This window comes from Brucella tritici, from assembly GCF_008932285.1.
Classification (GTDB): Bacteria; Pseudomonadota; Alphaproteobacteria; order Rhizobiales; family Rhizobiaceae; genus Brucella; species Brucella tritici.
Genome location: NZ_WBVY01000001.1, coordinates 908,623 through 930,137, shown reverse-complemented (window position 1 = coordinate 930,137; position 21,515 = coordinate 908,623). Strand labels below are relative to the sequence as shown.

The following is a 21,515-nucleotide window of genomic DNA, read 5'->3' as shown; positions in this document are numbered from 1 at the left end:
GAATCAGTCCTCTAACGGTTACGCGATCCGGAGGCGGACGTCACCAGTCTGGCGGGCAAGTTTGGCGCTAATCTGTGACAGAGGGCGGCATTGTCGAACGAACAACCGCTATCCAGGCAAAGCCGCGATACAGAATGCGCTTCTCAACGATAGCACTGCGTTCCTGCGCAAGCTGATCGCAAACTGCGAACAAGTCGCTGCGCGGTGTGACATGGAACCATTCCAGCCATTGGAAGAGTGCCTTTCCAAACCAGCGCGGCAGACGAGCCTGATCGCCAAAATCAACGATATGCAATTCTCCGCCTGTATTGAGATGCCGGATACTTTCACGAATGACCGACTGCCATTGCGGGATCATCGATACGGCATAGGAAATGAAAATCCGGTCGAAGCCGGTTTGCCCGAACAGTCGTTCTGGATCGAACTGGGCTGCATCTGCGCGATCAAGCCGGACGCGATCTTCAATGCCTGCACGCTCCGCCGCCCGGCGTGCCGTATCCAGCATTTCCGCTGAAATATCGATGCCGAAGAGTTTCGCATCCGGATAGTTTTCCGCAGCCTTCACCAGATTGCGACCGGTGCCGCAGCCGATTTCCAGAACTGTGCCCTCCCTGGGTACGGACAGTCCTGCGATCATGGGGTCGCGACCCAGAAGATAATATTTGCGGGTCGCATCATAGAAGTGCCGCTGACGGCGATAGACGCGATCCATGAGATTGGCATGGTCGACACCCTGAACGCTCCATGGGCTGCGCAACATGTCAGGCATCCTTCAGCGTATAAAGATGAAACCCACCGTAGATCGAGGAGCGGTCGCGGTCATGCAGGGCGCGGGATGTGTCCGCCTGATATTCCCAGCGATCCAGAATTTGTGGTGCCACCCTTCCCGGAAGCAGGCTCGGTTCTGCAGCCGTGCGGAAGATGACACGGGCATTTGCTGCTGCCGTACGGGTGATTTCACTCCAGAGGGCATTGAGCTGCTCGTCATTCATCCAGTCTTGCGCGTCGAGCAGAATGTAACGGTCGACGGATGCTGCAGGCTTGGCAGCGAGGAAGTCGGTATAGCTCGCGTTCTGCACTGTCATACGATCGGCGCGTGCCCGCACCGTTTGGAAATTGGTGCGCGACAGATAGGGCGGGAGCGGCCCGGTCTCCTCATTGCCGCTATAGCCGCGCCCGAATGCCTGCCAGGCGAAATAATTGTCGGTGAGAGGAAAGCCGCAAGCGAGTTTCTCAAGACGGCTGCGCAGGACAAGCGCCATATTGCCGTTTCCGGCCGTCGCAAGGGCATCATATTGCTGTGGTGGTATGCCCAGCCCAAAAAGGGATGATTTGCGGGCTGTGGCCCAGCGCACCATGCGTTTTTCAAAAAGCGGTGCGAGCGCCGTGTCGAAGAAACTGCGCTGTTCTTCGATTGTGCGCGCTTTCAATATGTCGCGCGGGTCGATCCCGTAGAGTCGCGCCACACGATGGCCCATGCCGATGAAGACGCCGAGCAAGCCGTGGCGATAGAGATCGCGCCAGAAAATGGAAATACGCTGGCGGCCATTCCATTTGCGCCTTTCCCAATAGGCGCGGCTTTCGCCGTCGAGATGCGGGCGGATGAAGCGCTTGTAGGCGGCAAGATTGGTCTTGTCGTCGGCCTTTCCATAGAAGCGATAGAACGCATCGTAGTCAGGCAGGTTCTTGACTGCGGCAAGTTTCAGCCGGTTGAAGGCGACATGGGCCTGATTGAGATCGACCGCCTCCACACGCGCCGGATCGGCGGTCAGGTAGGACATGGCATTGCATCCGCCAGACGCGATGGTGACGATGCGGTGGCCCGGCTCGATAGCCAGAGCCGCCATATCGACCTCGGGGTCTTCCCATATCTGCGGATAGACCAGCCCTTTGAACAGCCACGCAAACAGCCTTTCGGAAAAGCCCGCCCGCGAGAGGGCGCTGTTCTGGGTTACGGCACGCTTGAGAATTGTGTCGGCTTGCTCTGGCATCAAAAGTTCCCCTAATACACGAATCCCGACTTTGATTTTGCAAAGTTAAACATCGTCCAATGACAAGGGCGTGACGAATTAATTGCGGGTTTTTAAACCTGATGGGTGCGGCTATACGGCTGTAATACTGTCGCTTTATTACGGTCGGTAAGACTATTTGAGAGAACTTTTTCAAGCTGTTGCCGTTTTCTTGTGTGACGGTCCCGGTCGACAGGATTTCTGTGTCGATGAGTGACCGTAAAGGTGATTGGCCGGACAAACCGGTCACGCACGGAGAAAGCAGAGAGAGGCGTTTGGCAATATTGCCATTTAATGCCTGAAACCGGGCCAACGAGCCTGATCTAGGAAGGAGAGCCAACGTGAAGAAGTTTCTGATTGCTTCTGTCGCCGCCGTATCACTTCTCGGCCTTGCAGCTTGCAACGACAAGAAGGACGACACGAGCAACGCACCGGCACCATCCGCGCCGGCAGCGCCTTCGACCAATGACACGACGACGACGCCAGCTCCAGCCACTCCGGCGCCGGCTACCCCGGCGCCCGGAACAGGGACAGCGCCTGCCAACTAAGGTTGGGAAGTCGTGATGCATTTGCAAGCGGGTGGCGATCCGGGTTCCGGGTCGCCATTCGTGCCAATAGGCTTCGGCCGATGGCTTCGGCCAATGGCTTCGGGATGAAAATGAACGTTAAAGCAACCATGTCGGGAAAAGACGGGCATTCTGCGTTTTCCGTGTTTCAACGCAGGCTCGGTTCGGTTATGGCTTTTGTCATGAACCGTAACTTCCTGTTTTCCATCTCCGCGATTGTTCTCGTTGCGCTTGCTGCCTGCGGCAAGGGAGATGACGAGACTGCTGCCACAACCAATGGCGGCGAGCAGGGCGCTGCTGTATCACAGCCCGCCAAGCCGGTAGAAAACGGCAGCACGGAAAAAGGTCCCGATCTGGTCAAGTCGCTCCGTGACAGTTCCGGCGTGGTAAGCCCGGAAGAGAAAGCGGCGGCCATTGAACGCGCGCGCACAAATGCGGTCGCTGCGGCAAAATCCGTCGGTCAGACGGATCAGCAGGCGCAGGCGGCGGGAGAAGCAGCGGCCACGCTCGCACAGCGCTCCTTCGATGAACGCGAACCCCAGCAATAGGCTTGCGACTGGAGAACTCCGCAATATTGTAAGCCAATGCCTTCCCATTCTTTCTAAATGTTTGTTTTTTCGACTTTTGCCTGCATGGGCGGTTTTCAGTTCATTCGGAATTCTATAGAAAAGTCCCATGTCGATTTGGGTTCGCATTGGTGAGTTTGTCACGTCCGTGGCGTCGAATGCCATCACTGGCGTTATCGAAGCCGTGCGCACCGTTTTCGAGGGCGATGCCGACACGCGTCGCCGGGTGGCCTTTTCCATCGCGATGATCGCGCTTTCCGCCAAGATGGCGAAGGCCGACGGAGTGGTTACCCAGGACGAAATCCGCGCCTTTCAGGACATATTCGCCGTGCCGAAGGAAGAGACGGCGCATGTCGCGCGCCTCTATGATCTCGCCAAGCAGGACGTCGCAGGCTATGAATCCTATGCGCGCCAGCTTGCCGGATTGTGCAGCGAAGGGCAGACGGATTGTCATTTGCTGGAAGACATCCTCGACGGCCTTTTTCATATCGCCACTGCCGATGGCTATGTGCACGAAAAGGAAATGGCCTTTCTTGCAGGTGTCGCGGATATTTTCGGCTTTGACGAGGTTGCTTTCGATCGTATCGCGATCCGGCATGTCCAGCGCGGCGCCGACGATCCCTATGCCATTCTGGGGCTGGAGCGCGGCGTTTCCTTCGAGATGGCCCGCAAGCGCTATCGTTCGCTGGTCAAGGAGCATCATCCTGACCGCCTGGTGGCAGAGGGCTTGCCGCTCGAATTCATAACCATTGCCAACAGGCGTCTTGCAGCGATAAACGCTGCCTGGGCGAGCATTGAGAAGAATCTGGAGGCTGCATGAGCAGCGTGCGCGTAATCGAGAGCGAATTGCTGCAGGAACTGGCGCTGGAGCGGCCGGATTTTGTCGGAGCAACGCTCGACCCATCGCCCAATTTTGGTCCGCGCCGCGACGGCAAGGTGCCCGCCTTTCTCATTCTCCATTATACCGGGCTGGCGTCTGCCGAAGAGGCTGTGCAGGTTCTGAAATCGCCGGATATGGAAGTTTCTGCGCATTACCTTGTCCATGAAGACGGACGGATCGTGCAGATGGTTTCGGAAAAGGCGCGCGCCTGGCATGCAGGCAAGAGCTACTGGAAGGGTGAAACGGACATCAATTCCGCTTCCATAGGCATCGAAATCGTCAATCCCGGCAATCTCGAAGACTATCCTCCCTTCAAGGATGCACAGATCAATGCTGTCATCCACCTCTGCCGCGATATATGCGAGCGTTATGCCATCAAGCCGGAAAATGTTCTGGCCCATTCGGATATAGCACCTTCGCGCAAGACCGACCCCGGCCATAACTTTCCGTGGAAGCGGCTCCACGATGCGGGCGTCGGGCACTATATCGAGCCGACATCGATCCGCGGCGGACGGTTTCTGGCTCGTGGCGAAAACGGCCAGCCGGTCGAGGCGTTGCAATCCATGCTGGCACTTTATGGCTATGAGATCGCCATTACGGGTGTCTTCGATGAAGGCACCGAGACCGTGATTAAGGCCTTTCAGCGTCATTTTCGGACACAAAATGTGGACGGGGTGGCCGATGTATCTACCATAGATACCCTCTACAGGCTGATTTTTTCCCTGCAGAATGTTACCGCCTGACCAGGTGTTAGCGGGCAATTTTTCTATTTAGCGTTGTTTCGTATTTTTGTAATGTTTTCAAAAAAATAGATCGATCCAGACCGGTTGTCGGCGATTTCTATAAGCCGCTCCGGCGGCTTTTGCGTGAATCAGGAATATTACAACCTGTAAGACTATTTTACTTTTACAACCAATCTTCGGCTGCATTTGCCCGGCACTTCATCGCTCAATCCCAGCGGACAAGGGCCTGACAACCCATATCGGGCGGGATCAAAAACAGGACTGTCTCTCCCAAGACGGGCGGTCTGACAAAAGAAACGTTCCAAGACGGTAGGTTATGAAAATTAAATTTGTTGTTGTTTGCGCCCTTGTTGGCGCGATGAGTTCGTTTGGCCTGAATCCAGCACTGAGTGCCCCTTCAACTGAACCGACCAACCTCGCAGCTCTCCTCAAGGCACGTCAGCAGAACAAGTCTGCCGAGGCGGAAAAGCCAACCAAAGCGCCGAAGAAGGCATCGGTCGTCAGCCGCCGTGCAGCACCGGCCACAAAGGGTTCGACCGGCAAGCGTTCGCAGTCGAAAGATACGACTGTCCGTAACGCCAAGGGCGGTACCTATTCCAACATCATTAATCGTTATGCATCGACTTATGGCGTGCCTTCCGCACTTGCCCACGCAGTTGTGCGTCACGAAAGCAATTTTCAGCCGAACGTGCGCGGCAAGGCCGGTGAAATCGGCCTCATGCAGATCAAGCTCTCGACCGCACGCGGCCTTGGCTATACGGGTTCCGCCAAGGGCCTCTACGAGCCTTCCACGAACATCCAGTTCGGCATGAAGTATCTGGCCCAGGCACAGAAGCTTGGCGGCGGAAGCACCTGCGGCACGATCCTGAAGTACAATGCCGGTCATGGTGCAACGCGCATGAACCCGACCTCTGCGAAGTATTGCAGCTCGGTCAAGGCCTATATGCGCGCGCTCTGACGCGAATGCAGATTTACGTCGGCGGTCGCGTAGAGTACAAGCCGCCTGATGTGAACGGAAAGCCGACAGTGGAGACACTGTCGGCTTTTCTGTTTCGCCTGAGTTCAGATTTTTTCAGGAATCCGGTTTCGCTGTTCCGTTATCGTTGCTATATGCGCGCTGTCAGTCGGTCGGGCAGCCGCGCCTGTCATGTGCCGAAAGGCGGCAGGTGAGGAAAGTCCGGGCTCCATGGAAACACGATGCCGGGTAACGCCCGGCGGGGGCGACCCCAGGGAAAGTGCCACAGAAAGCAGACCGCCCCGTCTTCCGTACCGTTGCGTGATGAAACGGCAGGGATGACGGGGTAAGGGTGAAAGGGTGGGGTAAGAGCCCACCGCGTCTGCAGCAATGCAGACGGCACGGTAAACCCCATCGGGAGCAAAACCGAATAGGGACGGCGCGCTGGCTCGCAAGGGCTGGCAATCGGTTTCCGGATCAGCCGTCCGGGTGGGTTGCACGAGGCGGGTGGCGACATCCGTCCCAGATGAATGGCTGCCACGTCGGGCGAAAGCCCGGCCATACAGAACCCGGCTTACAGACCGACTGACAATTTTCCTCAAAAACCGTTTTGGCATTCGAACGCAAGAAACGGATAGTTGCTTGGCGGCAGGGACACTAATTGGGACCTCCACGAAATCATGGAGGCTCAATATGTCCAGCTTGAAAGACAAGGTCGCAATCATCACCGGTGCATCGTCGGGAATAGGACGCGCCACTGCAATGCTTTTTGCCAGAGAGGGCGCAGCCATTGTGCTGAATGCTCGCGGGCTTACTGGTCTCGAACGTGTTGCGGAGGAGATCGCAGCGTTTGGCGGAAAGGCGCATTGTGTTGCGGGCGATGTGTCGGAAGCTGAAACGCATGAGGCGCTTGCTGCGGCAGCGAAGGATAAATTCGGCGGCCTTGATATAGCCGTCAACAATGCTGGCACGGTCGGCCCTATCGCGCCGCTTGCCGAAATCGCGCCCGATGATTGGGCGGGGGTGCTGGCAGGTAATCTGACCTCGGCGTTTATGGGAGCGAGATCACAAATCCCTCTGATGCTTGAAAGGGGTGGGGGCTCGATTGTCTTCACCTCGACATTTGTCGGCACGAGCGTCGGCATTCCGGGCATGTCGGTTTACGGAACCTCGAAGGCAGCTCTCATGGGTATGGTGAAGGGCATAACCGCCGATTACGGCGCCCGTGGTATCCGGGCAAATGCGCTCTTGCCGGGTGGTGTCGATACGCCGATGGGCGGAGATGAAAAGCACAAGGAATGGGCTGCAGGCCTGCATGCGATGAAACGGATCGCCCAGCCCGAAGAAATCGCTCAGGCCGCGCTGTTTCTGGCAGGCCCGATGTCGAGTTTTGTCGCGGGTTCGGCGCTTTACGCCGATGGCGGCAATGCGGCGGTGAAGTAAAAGAATGGGCGGCTTCAAGATACGGAGCCGCCCATTCGAAAAGCCTCGGGAGGGGCTTAAATTGGCACGCCGGACAGGAAATCGTAGATCAGCTTCATATTCAGCACGACGATGATTGCAGCGGTAATGGCAGCAAGCAACGTCACCCAGCGCGGCGCGACCAGCGATCCCATCTTCTTTTTCTCCGCCGTGAACATCACGAGTGGAATGACGGCAAAGGGTAGCTGAAGGCTCAACACGACCTGAGACAGGATCAGAAGCTCTGTCGTTCCCTGCGAACCGTACATGATCGTCACGACGGCAGCGGGAACAATGGCCACGAAGCGGGTGATCGCACGGCGCAGCCACGGCTTCAGGCGAATATCGATGAAGCCTTCCATGACGATCTGTCCGGCCATCGTCGCGGTGATGGTCGAGTTCAGGCCACAGCACAGAAGCGCAATCGCAAAAAGCGTTGGCGCAAGGGCTGATCCCAGCAGCGGGTTCAAAAGAGCATGGGCCTTGTCGAGATCTTCGACCGCAGTATTGCCGGTGGCGTTGAAGCTTGCAGCAGCCAGGATCAGGATTGATGCATTGACCAGCAGCGCGAATGTCAGCGCAATGGTGGAATCCCATGTCGCAAAGCGTATGGCCTCGCGCTTTTCAGCGGTCGTGTGGCCATAATCGCGTGTCTGGATTATGCCGGAATGCAGATAGAGATTATGCGGCATGACCGTGGCACCAATAATGCCGAGCGCAATATAGAGCATGTCCGGATTGCGGATGATGTCGGTCGTCGGTGCAAATCCCTTGATGACAGCGCCCCATTGCGGCTGCGCCATCAGAATCTGGATGAGGAAGCAGAGCGCGATCACGCCCAGAAGGGTGATGATGAGCGCCTCGACACGCCGGAAACCCTTGTTCTGGAGATAAAGAACGAGAAGCACATCGGCGGCGGTGATGATCACACCGATTTCCAACGGAATGCCGAAAAGCAGGTTGAGGCCGATGGCTGTGCCGATGACTTCCGCCAGATCGGTGGCGCAAATCGCAAGTTCGGCCAGCAGCCAGAGAGGCCAGGCAAGGAAACGCGGATAGGCATCGCGACAGGCCTGCGCCAGATCGCGTCCAGTGGCGACAGCAAGGCGTGCGCAGAGCGCCTGCAGGAGCACGGCCATAAGATTGGACAGCAGCACGACGGACAGCAGCGTGTAGCCGAAACGGGAACCGCCAGCGAGCGAGGTGGCCCAATTGCCGGGGTCCATATAGCCAACGGCTACCAGATAGCCGGGACCGAAAAAGGAAAGTGCGCGGCGAAATTTCGAACCGGAACGATTGACTCTGATAGAGCGGTGGACATCGGACATGGATGCTTCGCCGCGATCACGTCGCCAGCCTTCAAATGTTACTTCACCAGCGCCGGAGGGGCCTGCTCCATGGGGTGCCATAATCAATGCCTTGGGTGTTTATGCAGTTGCAAACTATTTGCATTAAATAATCGGACCTGTGGCGGGTGTCAACAGGAAGTGAGGGGCCGTAGGGCAGTAAGGGAATAGGGGAATAGGGGAATAGGGGAATAGGGGAATAGGGGAATAGGGGAATAGGGGAATAGGGTGCGGACAGGTGGTGGACAAGGCAAGTAAAATATTTGCCTTGATCGAAAATGGGTGCTCGTCTTCCCTTACTCCCTTACTCATTTTCCCCCGCGCTCAGTCAAAGGATAACGCTTCATTAAGCTTAATATCCGATAACTGACGAACGAATCCGCCATGTCGCCAGGTTGTCGGCAAATGGGCGGAATCCGCAAGCAAAACGCTAAGGCATGTTTCCTGAAGTTGGGAACCGATTTTGGAACAAACCTGCGTGAAAACAAAAGATTGAAGCGCAACACGCTTTAGAAGACGGGCCAAGTACCCGGGAAAGGATCGGAATGATGGCAAGCCTCGGCGGAGACAATTCTCAAGCCGAAGGGGCTGAAGTCCGTCACGTTCCGGTGCTGATCGCCGAAGTGATCGATGCCCTGAAGCCTGTACCTGGCGCAGTGATTGTCGATGGGACATTCGGTGCCGGTGGTTACACGCGTCGCATCCTGGAGACGGGAGCGGACGTGATCGCGATTGACCGCGATCCGACTGCAATCGAAGCCGGGCGGGCGATGGAAAAGCAGTTTCCGGGCAGGCTCGATCTCGTCGAGTCCCGGTTCTCTGTTCTTGATGAGGCAGTCTCGAAGGTTAAGGGAGCGGGCAGCAAGGTGGACGGCGTTGTGCTCGATATTGGCGTATCGTCGATGCAGATCGATGAGGCCGAGCGCGGCTTTTCCTTTCAGAAGGATGGTCCGCTCGACATGCGCATGTCGAAAAAAGGGCCAAGTGCTGCCGATGTGGTGAACCGCCTCAAGACCGGTGATCTTGCCCGCATCTTCAATTTTCTTGGCGAGGAACGCCATGCGGGCCGTATCGCACGCATGATCGACAAGCGCCGGACCGCACAGCCTTTCACGCGCACGCTCGATCTTGCCAATGCCATCGAAGCACTGGTGGGACGCAATCCGAAGGATCGCATCCATCCGGCGACGCGGGTATTTCAGGCACTGCGCGTCTATGTGAATGACGAACTGGGCGAACTGGCGCGGGCGTTGCTTGCGGCCGAACGCATCCTGAAACCGGGCGGTCGGCTGGTTGTCGTGACTTTCCATTCGCTCGAGGACCGCATGGTGAAGCGCTATTTCGCGGACCGCGCAGGCGGCAGTGCCGGATCGCGTCATCTGCCGGAAACGCATGTGCGTCTGCCGAGCTTTACACCTGCGGTCAAGGGCGCTGTCGGCCCGACCGCAGAGGAAGAAGAACGAAATCCGCGCGCGCGCTCGGCGAAGCTGCGCGCAGGCATCAGGACGGAAAATCCGCCACTGGAAGACGATCTATCCCTGTTCGGACTGCCCAAACTGCCCGAGACGAACGAACTGGCCCGGAGTTAAACGAGTGCTGCGTACTTTCGACATCATCATGATAGCGGCGATGCTGGTGGCGGCGACCGTCACCTACACGATCAAATATGACGCGGAAAAGCAGATCGCGGTCATCGCCAAGCTGAAGCGACAGATCGACTCCGAGAAGGACACGATCACGCTCCTGCGCGCTGACTGGGCTTTGATGACCCAGCCTGGTCGCCTGCAAAGTCTCGTTGGTGTCTACGAAAAGGAACTTAACCTCCAGCCGATTGAAGCCGAACAGCTTGTGCTGGGCGTCAGCGAAATTCCGGAACGTCCGGTTGATGATATCCAGAAGATCATCTCCGGCAGCGACGAACTGCTTGCAAGCGGCGTGCTTGAAAAGGATGCCATCACGACCGGCAGCGTCAAGAAAAGCGGGGCGAGGCACTGATCATGAGGCTGAGACTTTTCAGAAAAAAGAATATGCAGGCAGATGACGGTGTTGAGCCGGTCGGCGATGAAAAGCTGGCCGGCAACATGGCGTTTGTCGGCTCGCGCAAGAAACATGGCAATCGCGCGCGCAATCGCCTCTGGATGGCTATCACCTGCTTTGTCGGCATCTATGGTGTGATGGGCGGCAAGCTCATCTATTTCGGTGTCATCGGCGGCGAAAACGAGGATAATGCTGGCCCGGCTGTTCACCAGCTTGCATCGCGCCCCGATATTCTCGACCGCAACGGCGAAATTCTTGCGACCGACATCAAGACCGCTTCGCTCTATGCCGAGCCGCGCAAGATTGTCGATCCCGATGAAACCATCGAAATGCTGTCGACAGTGTTGCCCGATCTCGATTGGGAAGCGACATATAAGCGTCTGAAAAGCGGTGCCGGTTTCGTCTGGGTGAAGCGCGGGCTGACCCCGAAGCAGCAGAGCCAGATCATGGCGCTGGGCGTTCCGGGCATCGGATTCCGTACGGAAAAGCGCCGTTTCTATCCGGGCGGCCCAACCGCTTCGCACGTCCTCGGTCTCGTCAATGTCGACAATCAGGGCATTGCGGGCATGGAGAAATACATCGACAGCCAGGGGCTGACCGATCTGCGCTCTGTCGGCCTTGCGACCGGCCAGTCGCTGGAGCCGGTGCGCCTCTCGATCGATATTCGCGTGCAGCACATTATGCGTGACGTACTGGTCAAGGCCATGGAACGCTACCGGGCGATTGCTGCCGGTGCAGTGGTTCTGAACGTCAAGACCGGTGAAGTGATTGCCATGGCATCGGTGCCGGATTTCGATCCGAACAACCCGGTCCACGCGCTGGACAAGGACCGCCTGAACCGCATGTCGGCAGGCACCTATGAAATGGGTTCGACCATCAAGAGCTTCACCACGGCGATGGCGCTCGATTCAGGCAAGTTCAACCTGCAGTCGAAACTCGATGCCAGCCGTCCGCTGGTATTCGGCCGCCAGACGATCCGCGACTTCCACGGCAAGGGCCGCTGGCTGACGCTGCCGGAAGTCTTCATCTTTTCGTCCAATATCGGTTCTGGTCGCGAAGCGGATGCCGTCGGCATTGAAGGTCATCGCGCATTCCTGAAGAAGATTGGCCTTCTCGACCGCATGCAGACGGAGTTGCCGGAAGTGGCGCGTCCCGTCGAGCCGCGCGTGTGGAAGAAGGTCCATTCGATGACCATTTCGTTTGGCCACGGCATGATGACGACACCGTTGCAGACGGCGGTTGGTGCTGCCGCGCTGATGAATGGCGGCAAGCTGATGGAGCCCACTTTCCTGATGCGCACGCAGGCTCAGGCCGATCAGGTGGCCAAGCAGGTCATTCATCCACAGGTTTCTGCGGATATGCGCTACCTCTACCGCCTCAACGCGACCGCCCAGGGCGGCTCCGGCAAGCGGGCGACGGTTCCGGGCTATCGCGTCGGTGGCAAGACCGGCACGGCGGAAAAGGTCGTGCATGGTCGCTACTCGAAGGACGTGCGCTTCAACGCATTTCTGGCGTCATTTCCGATGGATGATCCGACCTATGTGGTGCTGACCATCATCGACGAACCGAAACCGGAAGAAGGCAAATTCAGCGCAACCGCTGGTCTTAATGCAGCACCGATGGTTTCGGAGATCATCCGCCGGTCCGCTTCGTTCCTCGGTGTGAAACCCGATTTCCAACTCGAAGCCCAGCCAGCAATGGTTAGCAATTTAAGCGGCAGGCCTGATTTTCAACAGGAAGTGCCGCCAGCAATGGTTTCCAACGAATACGACTGATTCGCATAAAGCAGCCTTTGCAGCGAAACGCGCACAACTGAATCTGGATTTGGTATGACCATGAAACTGAAGGAAATCGCTCTCTTTAAGGAACTGGCCTCCGGCAATGCCGGTGAGGTGGAGATCACCGGCGTCACGTCGGACTCCCGCAAGGTCGAACGCGGTTTTCTTTTCGCAGCGCTGAAGGGCGTGAAAGCGGACGGTGCGGCTTTTGTTGCCGATGCCGTCAAGCGCGGCGCAAGCGCCATCATCGCAGGCAAGGATACGGCTGTCGCTGGCGCAGGTGTGCCGGTTCTTCATGTCGATGATCCCCGCCTTGCATTGGCAGTCGCTGCGGCGCAGTTCTATGGCAAGCAGCCACAAGTTATGGTTGCCGTCACAGGCACCAGCGGCAAGACTTCCGTTGCGTCCTTTACCCGGCAGATCTGGGCCTATGCTGGTTTTCCTGCGGCGAATATCGGCACGACCGGCGTATTCTCGCCGACCCGCAGCGACTATAATTCGCTGACCACACCCGATCCGGTGGAACTGCATCGTGTTCTGGCAGAACTTGCTGATGAAGGCGTGACCCATGCGGCTATGGAAGCCTCATCGCATGGCCTTGACCAGCGCCGTCTGGACGGCGTCAGGCTCGCTGCCGGTGCCTTCACCAATCTCGGTCGCGACCATATGGATTATCACGCGACCATCGAAGAATATCTTGGCGCGAAGATGCGTCTCTTCAACACGCTTTTGCCGAAGGGCGCGCCAGCCATCATCTTCTCCGACGATCATTTCTCGGCACAGGCCATCGAAGCGGCAACACTTGCCGGATGCGACGTGAAAACGGTTGGACGGAAAGGCAATTTCATCGCCCTCAAGCGCGTGGAACACGAGCGTTTCCGCCAGCATGTCGAAGTGCGCATCGGCGACGAGATTTTTGAGATCGAACTGCCGCTCGCCGGAGATTTTCAGGTCGCAAATGCGCTGGTTGCCGCCGGGCTTGCCATGGTTACGGGTGTTCCGGCTGCTGCTGCAATGCGTGCCTTGGCGCTCCTGAAAGGCGCACCGGGACGGCTCGATCTCGTCGGCGCGACGGAAGATGGCGCCCCGGCCTATGTCGATTACGCCCATAAGCCCGAGGCACTGGAAAATGTTCTGACTTCCGTGCGTCCGTTTACGACGGGCCGGGTGATTGTGGTTTTCGGTTGCGGCGGCGACCGCGACAAGGGCAAGCGTCCGATCATGGGCGAGATCGCCTCGCGACTGGCGGATGTGGCAATCGTCACGGACGACAATCCGCGTTCGGAGGTTCCAGCCCAAATCCGCTCGGAAATCATGGCGGCAGCGCCGGGTGCGACCGAAATCGGTGATCGTCGTGAAGCGATCTTCACCGCCGTGTCCATGATGCAGCCGGGTGATACACTGGTCGTTGCAGGCAAGGGGCACGAAGAAGGGCAGATTGTCGGCAATATTACCCTGCCGTTCTCGGATCACGCGGAAGTTGCAGCAGCACTTGCTGCCCGCCTTGAGGAGCGCTCGGAATGAGTGACTGGCTCTGGACCTCCAACGATATGGTTGAAGCCATGGAAGGCAGGCCTTTTGGCAACCTTCCGGGCGGCATAACCGGCATCTCAATCGATAGTCGCTCGCTGAAGCCGGGCGAGGCTTTCTTCGCCATCAAGGGCGAACAGTTTGACGGGCATGATTTTGTAACCAGCGCCATGGCTGCCGGTGCAGGTCTTCTCGTGGTGGCCGAGCATCGTCTGCCCGCATTCGGCAATTCCAAAGTGCCGATGATCGTGGTTGAGGATGTGCTTGAGGCCCTGACCAAGCTTGGGATTGCCTCGCGGGCACGCTCGAAGGCGCAGATCATTGCGGTGACGGGTTCCGTCGGCAAGACGACGACCAAGGAAGCCTTGCGCCATGTGCTTTTGGAAGTTGGTAAGGTCCATGCTTCCGTGGCGTCGTTCAACAATCATTGGGGTGTGCCGCTGACGCTCGCGCGCATGCCTGCCGATACGGACTACGGCGTTTTCGAAATCGGCATGAACCATCACGACGAAATTCGTCCGCTGGTGAAGATGGTGCGCCCGCATGTCGCTCTGATTACGCTGATAGCCCCCGCGCATCTCGGCCATTTCGCCAATCTGGAAGAAATCGCCGTTGCCAAGGCAGAGATTTTCGAGGGTATCGTTCCAGGCGGCTATGCGCTTCTCAACCGCGACGACAAGCGCTTCAAGCAGTTGGAAGAACTGGCCGAAAAGGCAGGTGTCGAACATATTGCCACATTCGGCGAGAATGCCCGGTCCGACTATCGTCTGCGCGAAGTGAAGTTACACCCAACCTGCTCCTGCATGACGGTGAAGATCGGCACGCAGGAAGCAGCGGTGAAGGTCGGCATGCCGGGCCGTCATATCGTACAGAACATGCTAGCTGTCCTCGGTGCCGCTGATCTGGTCGGGGCTGATATCGCCAAGGTGATGATGGCCATGGCGACGCTGTCCGCCGAAGGTGGTCGCGGCGCGCGCCATGTGCTTCAGCATCCCGAGGGCACGTTCACGCTGATTGACGAAAGCTACAACGCGAACCCGACCTCGATGCGCGCAGCCCTGTCGCTGCTGCATTCGACGACACCGGAAGGCTCGCGTGGCCGTCGCATTGCTGTTCTGGGAGATATGCTGGAGCTTGGCCGCCAGGCGGGCAAACTTCACGCCGATCTGGCGCGCCCGATTGTGGATGCCGGAGTGAATGCGCTTTTTATCGGTGGACCGGACATGTCGGCACTTAAAAATGCCTTGCCGGTTGAAATTCAGACCGAGTACAGGCAAAGCACCGACGAATTGTTGCCGCTGGTGATCAAGGCGGTCCGTCCGGGCGATGTCATCATGGTGAAATCGTCGAAGGGGATCGGCTTTTCCAAAATCGTCAAGGCGCTGATCAGCCAGTTTCCGCCGGTGGAACCCGCGGAGTAAGCGGTATTTGAGGGATTTTTCTCTACATGTTGATGCTTCTCACCTTCTTCGCCGAACATATGACACCGCTCAATGTGTTCCGCTATATTACCTTCCGCACCGGCGGCGCGATGATTACATCGGCGCTGATCGTGTTCCTGTTCGGCCCGTCGATCATCAACTCGCTCCGGGTGCGTCAGGGGAAAGGCCAGCCGATCCGCGCTGACGGTCCGCAGACCCATTTCAAGAAGGCCGGTACGCCCACCATGGGTGGCCTCATGATCATGACCGGCATTCTTGTGTCGTGCCTGCTCTGGGCCAATCTGGCCAGTGTCTATGTCTGGGTTGTTCTGCTGGTTACGATAGGTTTCGGTGCCATCGGCTTCTATGATGATTATCTCAAGGTGACGAAGCAGTCCGACAAGGGTTTTTCCGGCAAGGCGCGTCTTGGTATCGAATTCCTGATCGCCGCTATTGCCGCTTTCGTCATCATGCGTGCAGGGCAGGAGCCGTTCTCGTCTTCGCTGACGTTCCCGTTTGCCAAGCAGTTCGTCGTCAATCTGAGCTGGTTCTTCATTCCGTTTGCTGCCTTCGTCATGGTCGGCGCGGGCAATGCCGTAAACCTGACTGATGGTCTCGACGGGCTTGCAATCGTTCCGGTCATGGTGGCCGCAGCATCCTTCGGCTTCATTGCCTATCTTTCCGGTAATGCGATCTTCGCCGACTATCTGCAGATCCATTTCGTGCCGGGCACGGGTGAACTTGCTGTGGTTCTTGGCGCTGTTATCGGCGCGGGGCTTGGCTTCCTGTGGTTCAACGCGCCTCCCGCCGCTATCTTCATGGGCGATACGGGTTCGCTGGCGCTGGGCGGTATGCTGGGTACTGTTGCGGTTGCGACGAAGCATGAAATCGTTCTCGCCATCATCGGCGGCCTGTTCGTCGTCGAAGCGCTTTCCGTCATCATTCAGGTTGGTTCCTTCAAGCTGACTGGCAAGCGCGTCTTCCTCATGGCGCCTATCCACCACCATTTCGAAAAGAAGGGCTGGACCGAGAGCCAGGTCGTGATCCGGTTCTGGATCGTTGCGATCATTCTCGCGATGATCGGCCTTTCCACCTTGAAGCTCAGATAACAGGCATATCGAATGATCCCGATCACCGCCCTCAAGGATAAGACAGTCGCCCTTTTCGGACTGGGCGGGTCCGGCATTGCGACCGCCAAGGCGATTCTTGGCGGAGGCGCAAAGATCATTGCCTGGGATGACAATCCAGACAGCGTTGCCCGTGCCCAGAGCGCGGGTATTGCCACAGGCGATCTTCGGCAGGCTGACTGGTCGCAATTTGCGGCCTTCGTGCTTTCGCCGGGCGTGCCGCTGACCCATCCAAAGCCGCATTGGACCGTCGATCTGGCCCATGCCGCAGGCGTCGAAATCATCGGTGACGTGGAACTGTTCGTCCGCGAACGCAATCATATTGCTCCCGATTGCCCGTTCATTGCCATTACCGGCACCAACGGCAAATCGACGACGACCGCTTTGATTGCCCATATCATCAAGGCTTCTGGCCGGGATATGCAGCTAGGCGGCAATATCGGCACGGCAATCCTGACGCTGGAGCCGCCGCAGGCCAATCGTTTCTATGTGGTCGAATGTTCATCTTACCAGATCGATCTTGCGCCATCGCTGAACCCAACGGCGGGCATCCTGCTCAATCTGACGCCGGACCATCTCGACCGTCACGGCTCGATGGATAATTACGCCGCGATCAAGGAACGTCTGGTAGCGGCGAGCGACACGGCAATTGTCGGCGTTGACGATCATTATTGCGAAGCCATTGCGGACCGGCTCTATCGTGACGGCGTAAATGTCGTACGGATTTCCAAGGAAAAGCGCCTCGGCAAAGGCTATTTTGCTGACGGCGCCAAGCTGTTCTGGGCGCAGGATGGGGAAGTCGATGAAATCGCTTCTCTGGAAGGTATCGGTTCGCTGCGCGGCGCACACAATGCGCAAAATGCGCTTGCAGCGATTGCGGCCTGTTTGTCGGTGGGCTTAAGCCTTGAAGAAATCCAGGCGGGATTGAAGAGCTTCCCAGGTCTGGCCCATCGCATGGAGCAGGTCGGGCATCGCGGGAAAGTCCTGTTCGTCAACGATTCCAAGGCGACCAATGCGGAAGCAACTGCTCCGGCATTGTCCTCCTTCCCGCAAAACATTTACTGGATTGCAGGTGGTGTACCGAAAGCTGGCGGGATTGCTTCGCTGGCCGGGTTCTTCCCGCGGATTGCCAAGGCCTATCTGATCGGCGAAGCCGCAGCACAGTTTGCGGCAACGCTTGGCGATGCGGCGCCGTTCGAGATTTCCGACACGCTTGCAGTCGCCGTCGAGCACGCTGCCCGCGATGCCGGTAACGATGCTGCTCCCGAACCGGTCGTGCTGCTGTCGCCTGCTTGCGCGAGCTTCGACCAGTTCCAGAATTTTGAAAAACGCGGCGATGCATTCCGCAGCGCTGTTCTGGCGCTTCCGGGTGTTGAGCTTATAGGAGGAAAAAGCTGATGGTAAGCCGTGTCGATCGCGGTCCTGTCGCCAATTGGTGGTGGACAATAGACCGCTTCTTCCTCGCTGCATGTCTGGCCCTGATGGGGCTTGGCATTCTGCTGTCATTCGCCGCAAGTCCTGCCGTGGCCCAGCGTATCGGCCTCGACGGGTTCCATTTCGTCGAGCGCCAGATTTTCTTCATGGTTCCGGCGGTGGCCGTCATGATCGGCGTGTCGTTTCTGTCGCCGCGTCAGATCAGGCGATTTGCTTTGATCCTGCTTGGTATTTCCCTCGTATTGATGGTTGCAGCATTGTTCTTCGGTATCGAAGTGAAGGGTGCGCGGCGCTGGGTCAATCTGGCGGGTATCTCCATCCAGCCATCGGAATTCATGAAGCCTGCATTTGTCGTGGTTTGCGCCTGGCTGTTCTCAGAGCGGGAACGCGGTGGCGAAATGCCCGGCAATTTTCTAGCCATGCTGCTGTTCGGCACTGTTGCCGCTCTGCTCGTTCTCCAGCCTGACCTTGGCCAGACAATGCTGACCACGGGCACATGGGGTGCGATGTTCTTCCTCGCAGGTCTGCCGATGTTCTGGATTCTGGTCCTGGGTGGTCTTGCTGTTTGCGGCGGCGTTTCAGCCTATTTCATGTTCGATCACGTGGCCGGGCGTATCAATCGGTTCATGACGGGTGAGGGCGATACGTTCCAGGTCGATGCCGGTCGCGAAGCGATCCTGCGTGGCGGCTGGTTCGGACAGGGGCCGGGCGAAGGCACCATCAAGCGCATCATCCCGGACAGTCATACCGACTTCATTTTCTCGGTTGCGGCAGAAGAATACGGCATCATCCTGTGCATGATCATCATGCTGCTGTTCGCATTCATCGTCGTGCGCGGTCTTTCGATTGCGCTGCGCGAGCGTGATCCGTTCACCCGTCTGGCAGTCTCGGGGATTGTCATTCTGTTCGGTTTCCAGTCGATCATCAACATGGCCGTGAACCTGCATCTCATGCCTGCAAAGGGCATGACCCTGCCGTTCATTTCCTATGGCGGTTCCTCGCTTATCGCCATCGCCATTACGATGGGTATTCTTCTGGCTCTGACGCGCCGCCGTCCGGAAGCCCGCATGACCCACACGGTCGGTAGCGGTGTCGATATGGGCAAACGCATTCCTGCGCTGTGAGGGGCCGATGGTAAAAGGCGTAATCGTACTGGCCGCCGGTGGAACGGGTGGCCATCTCTTTCCGGCGGAAGCGCTGGCGCATGAATTGAAGGCACGCGGATGGGACGTCCATCTGGCGACCGATGCGCGCGCGCAGCGTTTCGCCGGTGCCTTCGCGGAAGACCATATTCATGTCATTCGTTCGGCGACAATTGCAGGCCGTAACCCGATAGCGCTCCTGAAGACGTTCTGGTCACTATGGCAGGGCAATCTCGATTCCCGTAAATTGTTCCGCCGGCTGAAGCCCAAACTCGTCGCGGGCTTTGGTGGCTATCCGACACTGCCGCCGCTCTATGCCGCGAGCAACATGAACATCCCGACGATGGTGCACGAGCAGAATGCCGTCATGGGCCGCGCCAACAAAGGGCTTGCAGGTCGCGTGAAAGCAATTGCTGGTGGTTTCCTGCCCGAGACCGGCGGGGTCTATGCCGAAAAGACGGTCACGACCGGCAATCCGGTCCGTCCTCCAGTTCTGGCCGCGGCTGAGACTTCTTACAAGCCGGTCAAGGCGGATGAACGGTTCCGCCTGCTGGTCTTTGGCGGTAGCCAGGGCGCACAGTTCTTTTCGACAGCCATTCCCGCTGCTGTGGCCTTGCTGCCGGATAGAGACCGGGCACGGTTGCTGATTACCCAGCAGGCGCGCAAGGAAGACGAAGCCGCCGTGCGGGACGCTTACGAGAAACTTGGTGTTCCCGCTGATGTTGCGCCGTTTTTCAACGATATGCCGGCACGCATGGCGGATGCCCAGTTCGTGATTTCGCGATCCGGTGCTTCGACTGTTTCGGAGATCACGGTGATCGGTCGCCCGGCAATGCTGGTGCCGTTTCCACATGCGCTCGATCATGATCAGGCGGCGAATGCAGCCGCACTTGCTTCAGCAGGCGGTGGCGAGGTCGTTCGCCAGTCGGAATTGTCGCCAGAACGCTTGGCCGAGATACTCCAGGCTGCAATGAATCAGCCGGAGCGCCTCGAAGCACAAGCAAAAGCTGCAAAAAGCGTTGGTAAGCCGGATGCAGCGCGGTTGCTTGCTGATCTGGCAGAGGCTATTGCAGCAGGTAAATCTGTTCAGGAATTTAAAGAAGGAACTCGGCCATGAAAATGCCGCTGAATATCGGGCTTGTCCATTTCATCGGAATTGGCGGCATCGGCATGAGCGGTATTGCCGAAGTGCTGCACAATCTCGGCTATCATGTGCAGGGCTCGGACCAGTCCGACAGCGCCAATGTACAGCGCCTGCGTGAAAAAGGCATTGAGGTCTTTGTCGGCCACAAGGCTGAAAACATCGGCGATGCCGAAGTGGTTGTCGTTTCGACGGCGATCAAGAAGAACAATCCCGAGTTGGTTGCTGCACGCGAAAAACTGTTGCCCATCGTGCGCCGCGCCGAAATGCTGGCCGAACTGATGCGCTTCCGTCATGCGGTCGCGATTGGCGGCACGCATGGCAAGACCACCACGACGTCGATGGTTGCGGCCTTGCTGGATGCCGGGCACCTCGATCCAACTGTTATCAATGGCGGTATCATCAACGCCTATGGCACCAATGCCCGCATGGGCGATGGTGACTGGATGGTGGTGGAAGCGGATGAAAGCGACGGTACGTTCCTCAAGCTTCCTGCCGATATTGCGGTCGTCACCAATATCGACCCGGAACATCTCGACCATTACGGCAATTTCGACAATGTGCGCGCGGCTTTCGCGCAGTTTGTCGAGAATGTGCCGTTCTATGGCTTTGGCGTGATGTGCCTTGACCATCCCGAAGTGCAGGCTCTGGTGAGCCGCATCGAAGACCGCCGTATTGTGACTTATGGCCAGAACCCGCAGGCCGACGTGCGTTTTGTCAATCATCGCATGGATGGTGCGGCGAGCCTGTTCGATGTCGTGATCCGCTCCCGCAAGGGCGAGGCGACCGAGATCAAGGATCTGCGTCTGCCGATGCCGGGCCAGCACAACGTATCCAATGCGACGGCAGCAATCGCTGTTGCGCATGAACTGGGTATCTCTGCCGACGATATTCGTCGCGGTCTCGGCTCGTTCGGCGGCGTGAAACGTCGCTTTACCCATACGGGCACATGGAACGGCGTCGAGATATTCGACGATTACGGCCATCACCCGGTTGAAATCCGCGCCGTGCTGAAAGCTGCGCGCGAAGCCACGAAAGGCCGTGTGGTCGCCATCGTGCAGCCGCACCGCTATACGCGTCTGGCAAGCCTGTTTGACGAATTCGCGGCATGTTTCAACGATGCCGATACAGTCATCGTGGCGCCGGTCTATACGGCAGGCGAAGACCCTATCGAAGGCGTCAATTCCGAAACGCTCGTATCACGCATCAAGACCGCAGGTCATCGCGATGCGCGCTATGCCAGCGGTCCAGAGGCGCTGGCGCCGTTGGTCGCGTCGATTGCAGAGCCGGGCGATTTCGTAGTCTGCCTCGGCGCAGGCAATATTACGCAGTGGGCATATGCACTGCCGAAAGAACTGGCAGAACAGGGTAAGAAATAA

19 protein-coding genes and 1 other RNA gene are annotated in these 21,515 nt (G+C 57.8%); 17 read left to right on the top strand and 3 right to left on the bottom strand.

The window, feature by feature from the left end; genetic code table 11:
- Positions 1 to 67: 67 nt before the first annotated feature.
- Both F9K94_RS04615 and F9K94_RS04610 read right to left on the bottom strand, forming a co-directional pair.
- Positions 68 to 760 (bottom strand): class I SAM-dependent methyltransferase, encoded by a 693-nt coding sequence (locus F9K94_RS04615; RefSeq protein ID WP_151643899.1) that lies wholly within the window; start codon positions 758 to 760, stop codon positions 68 to 70.
- 1 nt (position 761) lies between these two features.
- Complete coding sequence (locus F9K94_RS04610; protein WP_151643897.1) at positions 762 to 1,991, bottom strand: DUF3419 family protein; 1,230 nt, start codon at positions 1,989 to 1,991, stop codon at positions 762 to 764.
- A 359-nt stretch (positions 1,992 to 2,350) separates the two neighbouring features.
- Between F9K94_RS04610 and F9K94_RS04605 the strand changes: the two genes are divergently transcribed.
- From F9K94_RS04605 to F9K94_RS04575, 7 genes are all read left to right on the top strand, one after another.
- Entirely contained in the window at positions 2,351 to 2,557 is a 207-nt protein-coding gene (locus F9K94_RS04605; protein WP_061345994.1) for a hypothetical protein, read from the top strand.
- Positions 2,558 to 2,667: 110 nt separating this feature from the next.
- A complete protein-coding gene (locus F9K94_RS04600; protein ID WP_151643895.1) occupies positions 2,668 to 3,123 on the top strand; it encodes a hypothetical protein in 456 nt (151 codons plus the stop codon).
- Positions 3,124 to 3,250: 127 nt separating this feature from the next.
- Positions 3,251 to 3,961, top strand: coding sequence for a J domain-containing protein (locus F9K94_RS04595; RefSeq protein ID WP_151643893.1), 711 nt, complete (start codon positions 3,251 to 3,253; stop codon positions 3,959 to 3,961).
- Positions 3,958 to 4,764, top strand: a complete 807-nt coding sequence (locus F9K94_RS04590) for an N-acetylmuramoyl-L-alanine amidase (RefSeq protein ID WP_151643891.1) — start codon at positions 3,958 to 3,960, stop codon at positions 4,762 to 4,764. Before F9K94_RS04595 ends, F9K94_RS04590 begins: the two co-directional genes overlap by 4 nt.
- Before the next feature lie 316 nt (positions 4,765 to 5,080).
- Positions 5,081 to 5,722, top strand: a complete 642-nt coding sequence (locus F9K94_RS04585; RefSeq protein ID WP_061345997.1) for a lytic transglycosylase domain-containing protein — start codon at positions 5,081 to 5,083, stop codon at positions 5,720 to 5,722.
- A 162-nt stretch (positions 5,723 to 5,884) separates the two neighbouring features.
- An RNA gene (gene rnpB, locus F9K94_RS04580) (RNase P RNA component class A) lies at positions 5,885 to 6,312 on the top strand.
- Positions 6,313 to 6,412: 100 nt separating this feature from the next.
- Positions 6,413 to 7,162, top strand: a complete 750-nt coding sequence (locus F9K94_RS04575; RefSeq protein WP_151643889.1) for an SDR family oxidoreductase — start codon at positions 6,413 to 6,415, stop codon at positions 7,160 to 7,162.
- 56 nt (positions 7,163 to 7,218) lie between these two features.
- Here the strand turns inward: F9K94_RS04575 and F9K94_RS04570 are convergent, their stop codons facing one another.
- Positions 7,219 to 8,589 (bottom strand): Nramp family divalent metal transporter, encoded by a 1,371-nt coding sequence (locus F9K94_RS04570; protein ID WP_061345999.1) that lies wholly within the window; start codon positions 8,587 to 8,589, stop codon positions 7,219 to 7,221.
- 482 nt (positions 8,590 to 9,071) lie between these two features.
- Between F9K94_RS04570 and rsmH the strand changes: the two genes are divergently transcribed.
- From rsmH to murC, 10 genes are read left to right on the top strand one after another with little or no spacing between them, the layout of a single operon-like run.
- Positions 9,072 to 10,115: a 16S rRNA (cytosine(1402)-N(4))-methyltransferase RsmH gene (gene rsmH / locus F9K94_RS04555; protein WP_192799436.1), complete on the top strand. Its 1,044-nt coding sequence runs from the start codon at positions 9,072 to 9,074 to the stop codon at positions 10,113 to 10,115.
- A gap of 4 nt (positions 10,116 to 10,119) precedes the next feature.
- Positions 10,120 to 10,521 (top strand): cell division protein FtsL, encoded by a 402-nt coding sequence (ftsL, locus tag F9K94_RS04550; RefSeq protein WP_109989767.1) that lies wholly within the window; start codon positions 10,120 to 10,122, stop codon positions 10,519 to 10,521.
- A 2-nt stretch (positions 10,522 to 10,523) separates the two neighbouring features.
- Entirely contained in the window at positions 10,524 to 12,338 is a 1,815-nt protein-coding gene (locus F9K94_RS04545; RefSeq protein ID WP_151557260.1) for a peptidoglycan D,D-transpeptidase FtsI family protein, read from the top strand.
- 54 nt (positions 12,339 to 12,392) lie between these two features.
- Positions 12,393 to 13,865, top strand: coding sequence for a UDP-N-acetylmuramoyl-L-alanyl-D-glutamate--2,6-diaminopimelate ligase (locus F9K94_RS04540; RefSeq protein WP_151557262.1), 1,473 nt, complete (start codon positions 12,393 to 12,395; stop codon positions 13,863 to 13,865).
- A complete protein-coding gene (locus F9K94_RS04535) occupies positions 13,862 to 15,292 on the top strand; it encodes a UDP-N-acetylmuramoylalanyl-D-glutamyl-2,6-diaminopimelate--D-alanyl-D-alanine ligase (protein ID WP_151643885.1) in 1,431 nt (476 codons plus the stop codon). Before F9K94_RS04540 ends, F9K94_RS04535 begins: the two co-directional genes overlap by 4 nt.
- A gap of 26 nt (positions 15,293 to 15,318) precedes the next feature.
- Positions 15,319 to 16,401 carry a phospho-N-acetylmuramoyl-pentapeptide-transferase gene (mraY, locus tag F9K94_RS04530; RefSeq protein ID WP_061346004.1) on the top strand — a complete coding sequence of 361 codons (1,083 nt, stop codon included), beginning with the start codon at positions 15,319 to 15,321 and terminating at the stop codon, positions 16,399 to 16,401.
- A gap of 12 nt (positions 16,402 to 16,413) precedes the next feature.
- Positions 16,414 to 17,817: a UDP-N-acetylmuramoyl-L-alanine--D-glutamate ligase gene (gene murD / locus F9K94_RS04525; RefSeq protein WP_151643883.1), complete on the top strand. Its 1,404-nt coding sequence runs from the start codon at positions 16,414 to 16,416 to the stop codon at positions 17,815 to 17,817.
- Positions 17,817 to 18,977: a putative lipid II flippase FtsW gene (gene ftsW / locus F9K94_RS04520; RefSeq protein ID WP_061346006.1), complete on the top strand. Its 1,161-nt coding sequence runs from the start codon at positions 17,817 to 17,819 to the stop codon at positions 18,975 to 18,977. Before murD ends, ftsW begins: the two co-directional genes overlap by 1 nt.
- A gap of 7 nt (positions 18,978 to 18,984) precedes the next feature.
- Positions 18,985 to 20,112: an undecaprenyldiphospho-muramoylpentapeptide beta-N-acetylglucosaminyltransferase gene (gene murG, locus F9K94_RS04515; RefSeq protein WP_151643881.1), complete on the top strand. Its 1,128-nt coding sequence runs from the start codon at positions 18,985 to 18,987 to the stop codon at positions 20,110 to 20,112.
- Positions 20,109 to 21,515 carry a UDP-N-acetylmuramate--L-alanine ligase gene (gene murC, locus F9K94_RS04510; RefSeq protein WP_151643879.1) on the top strand — a complete coding sequence of 469 codons (1,407 nt, stop codon included), beginning with the start codon at positions 20,109 to 20,111 and terminating at the stop codon, positions 21,513 to 21,515. The genes murG and murC overlap by 4 nt, the downstream gene beginning before the upstream one ends.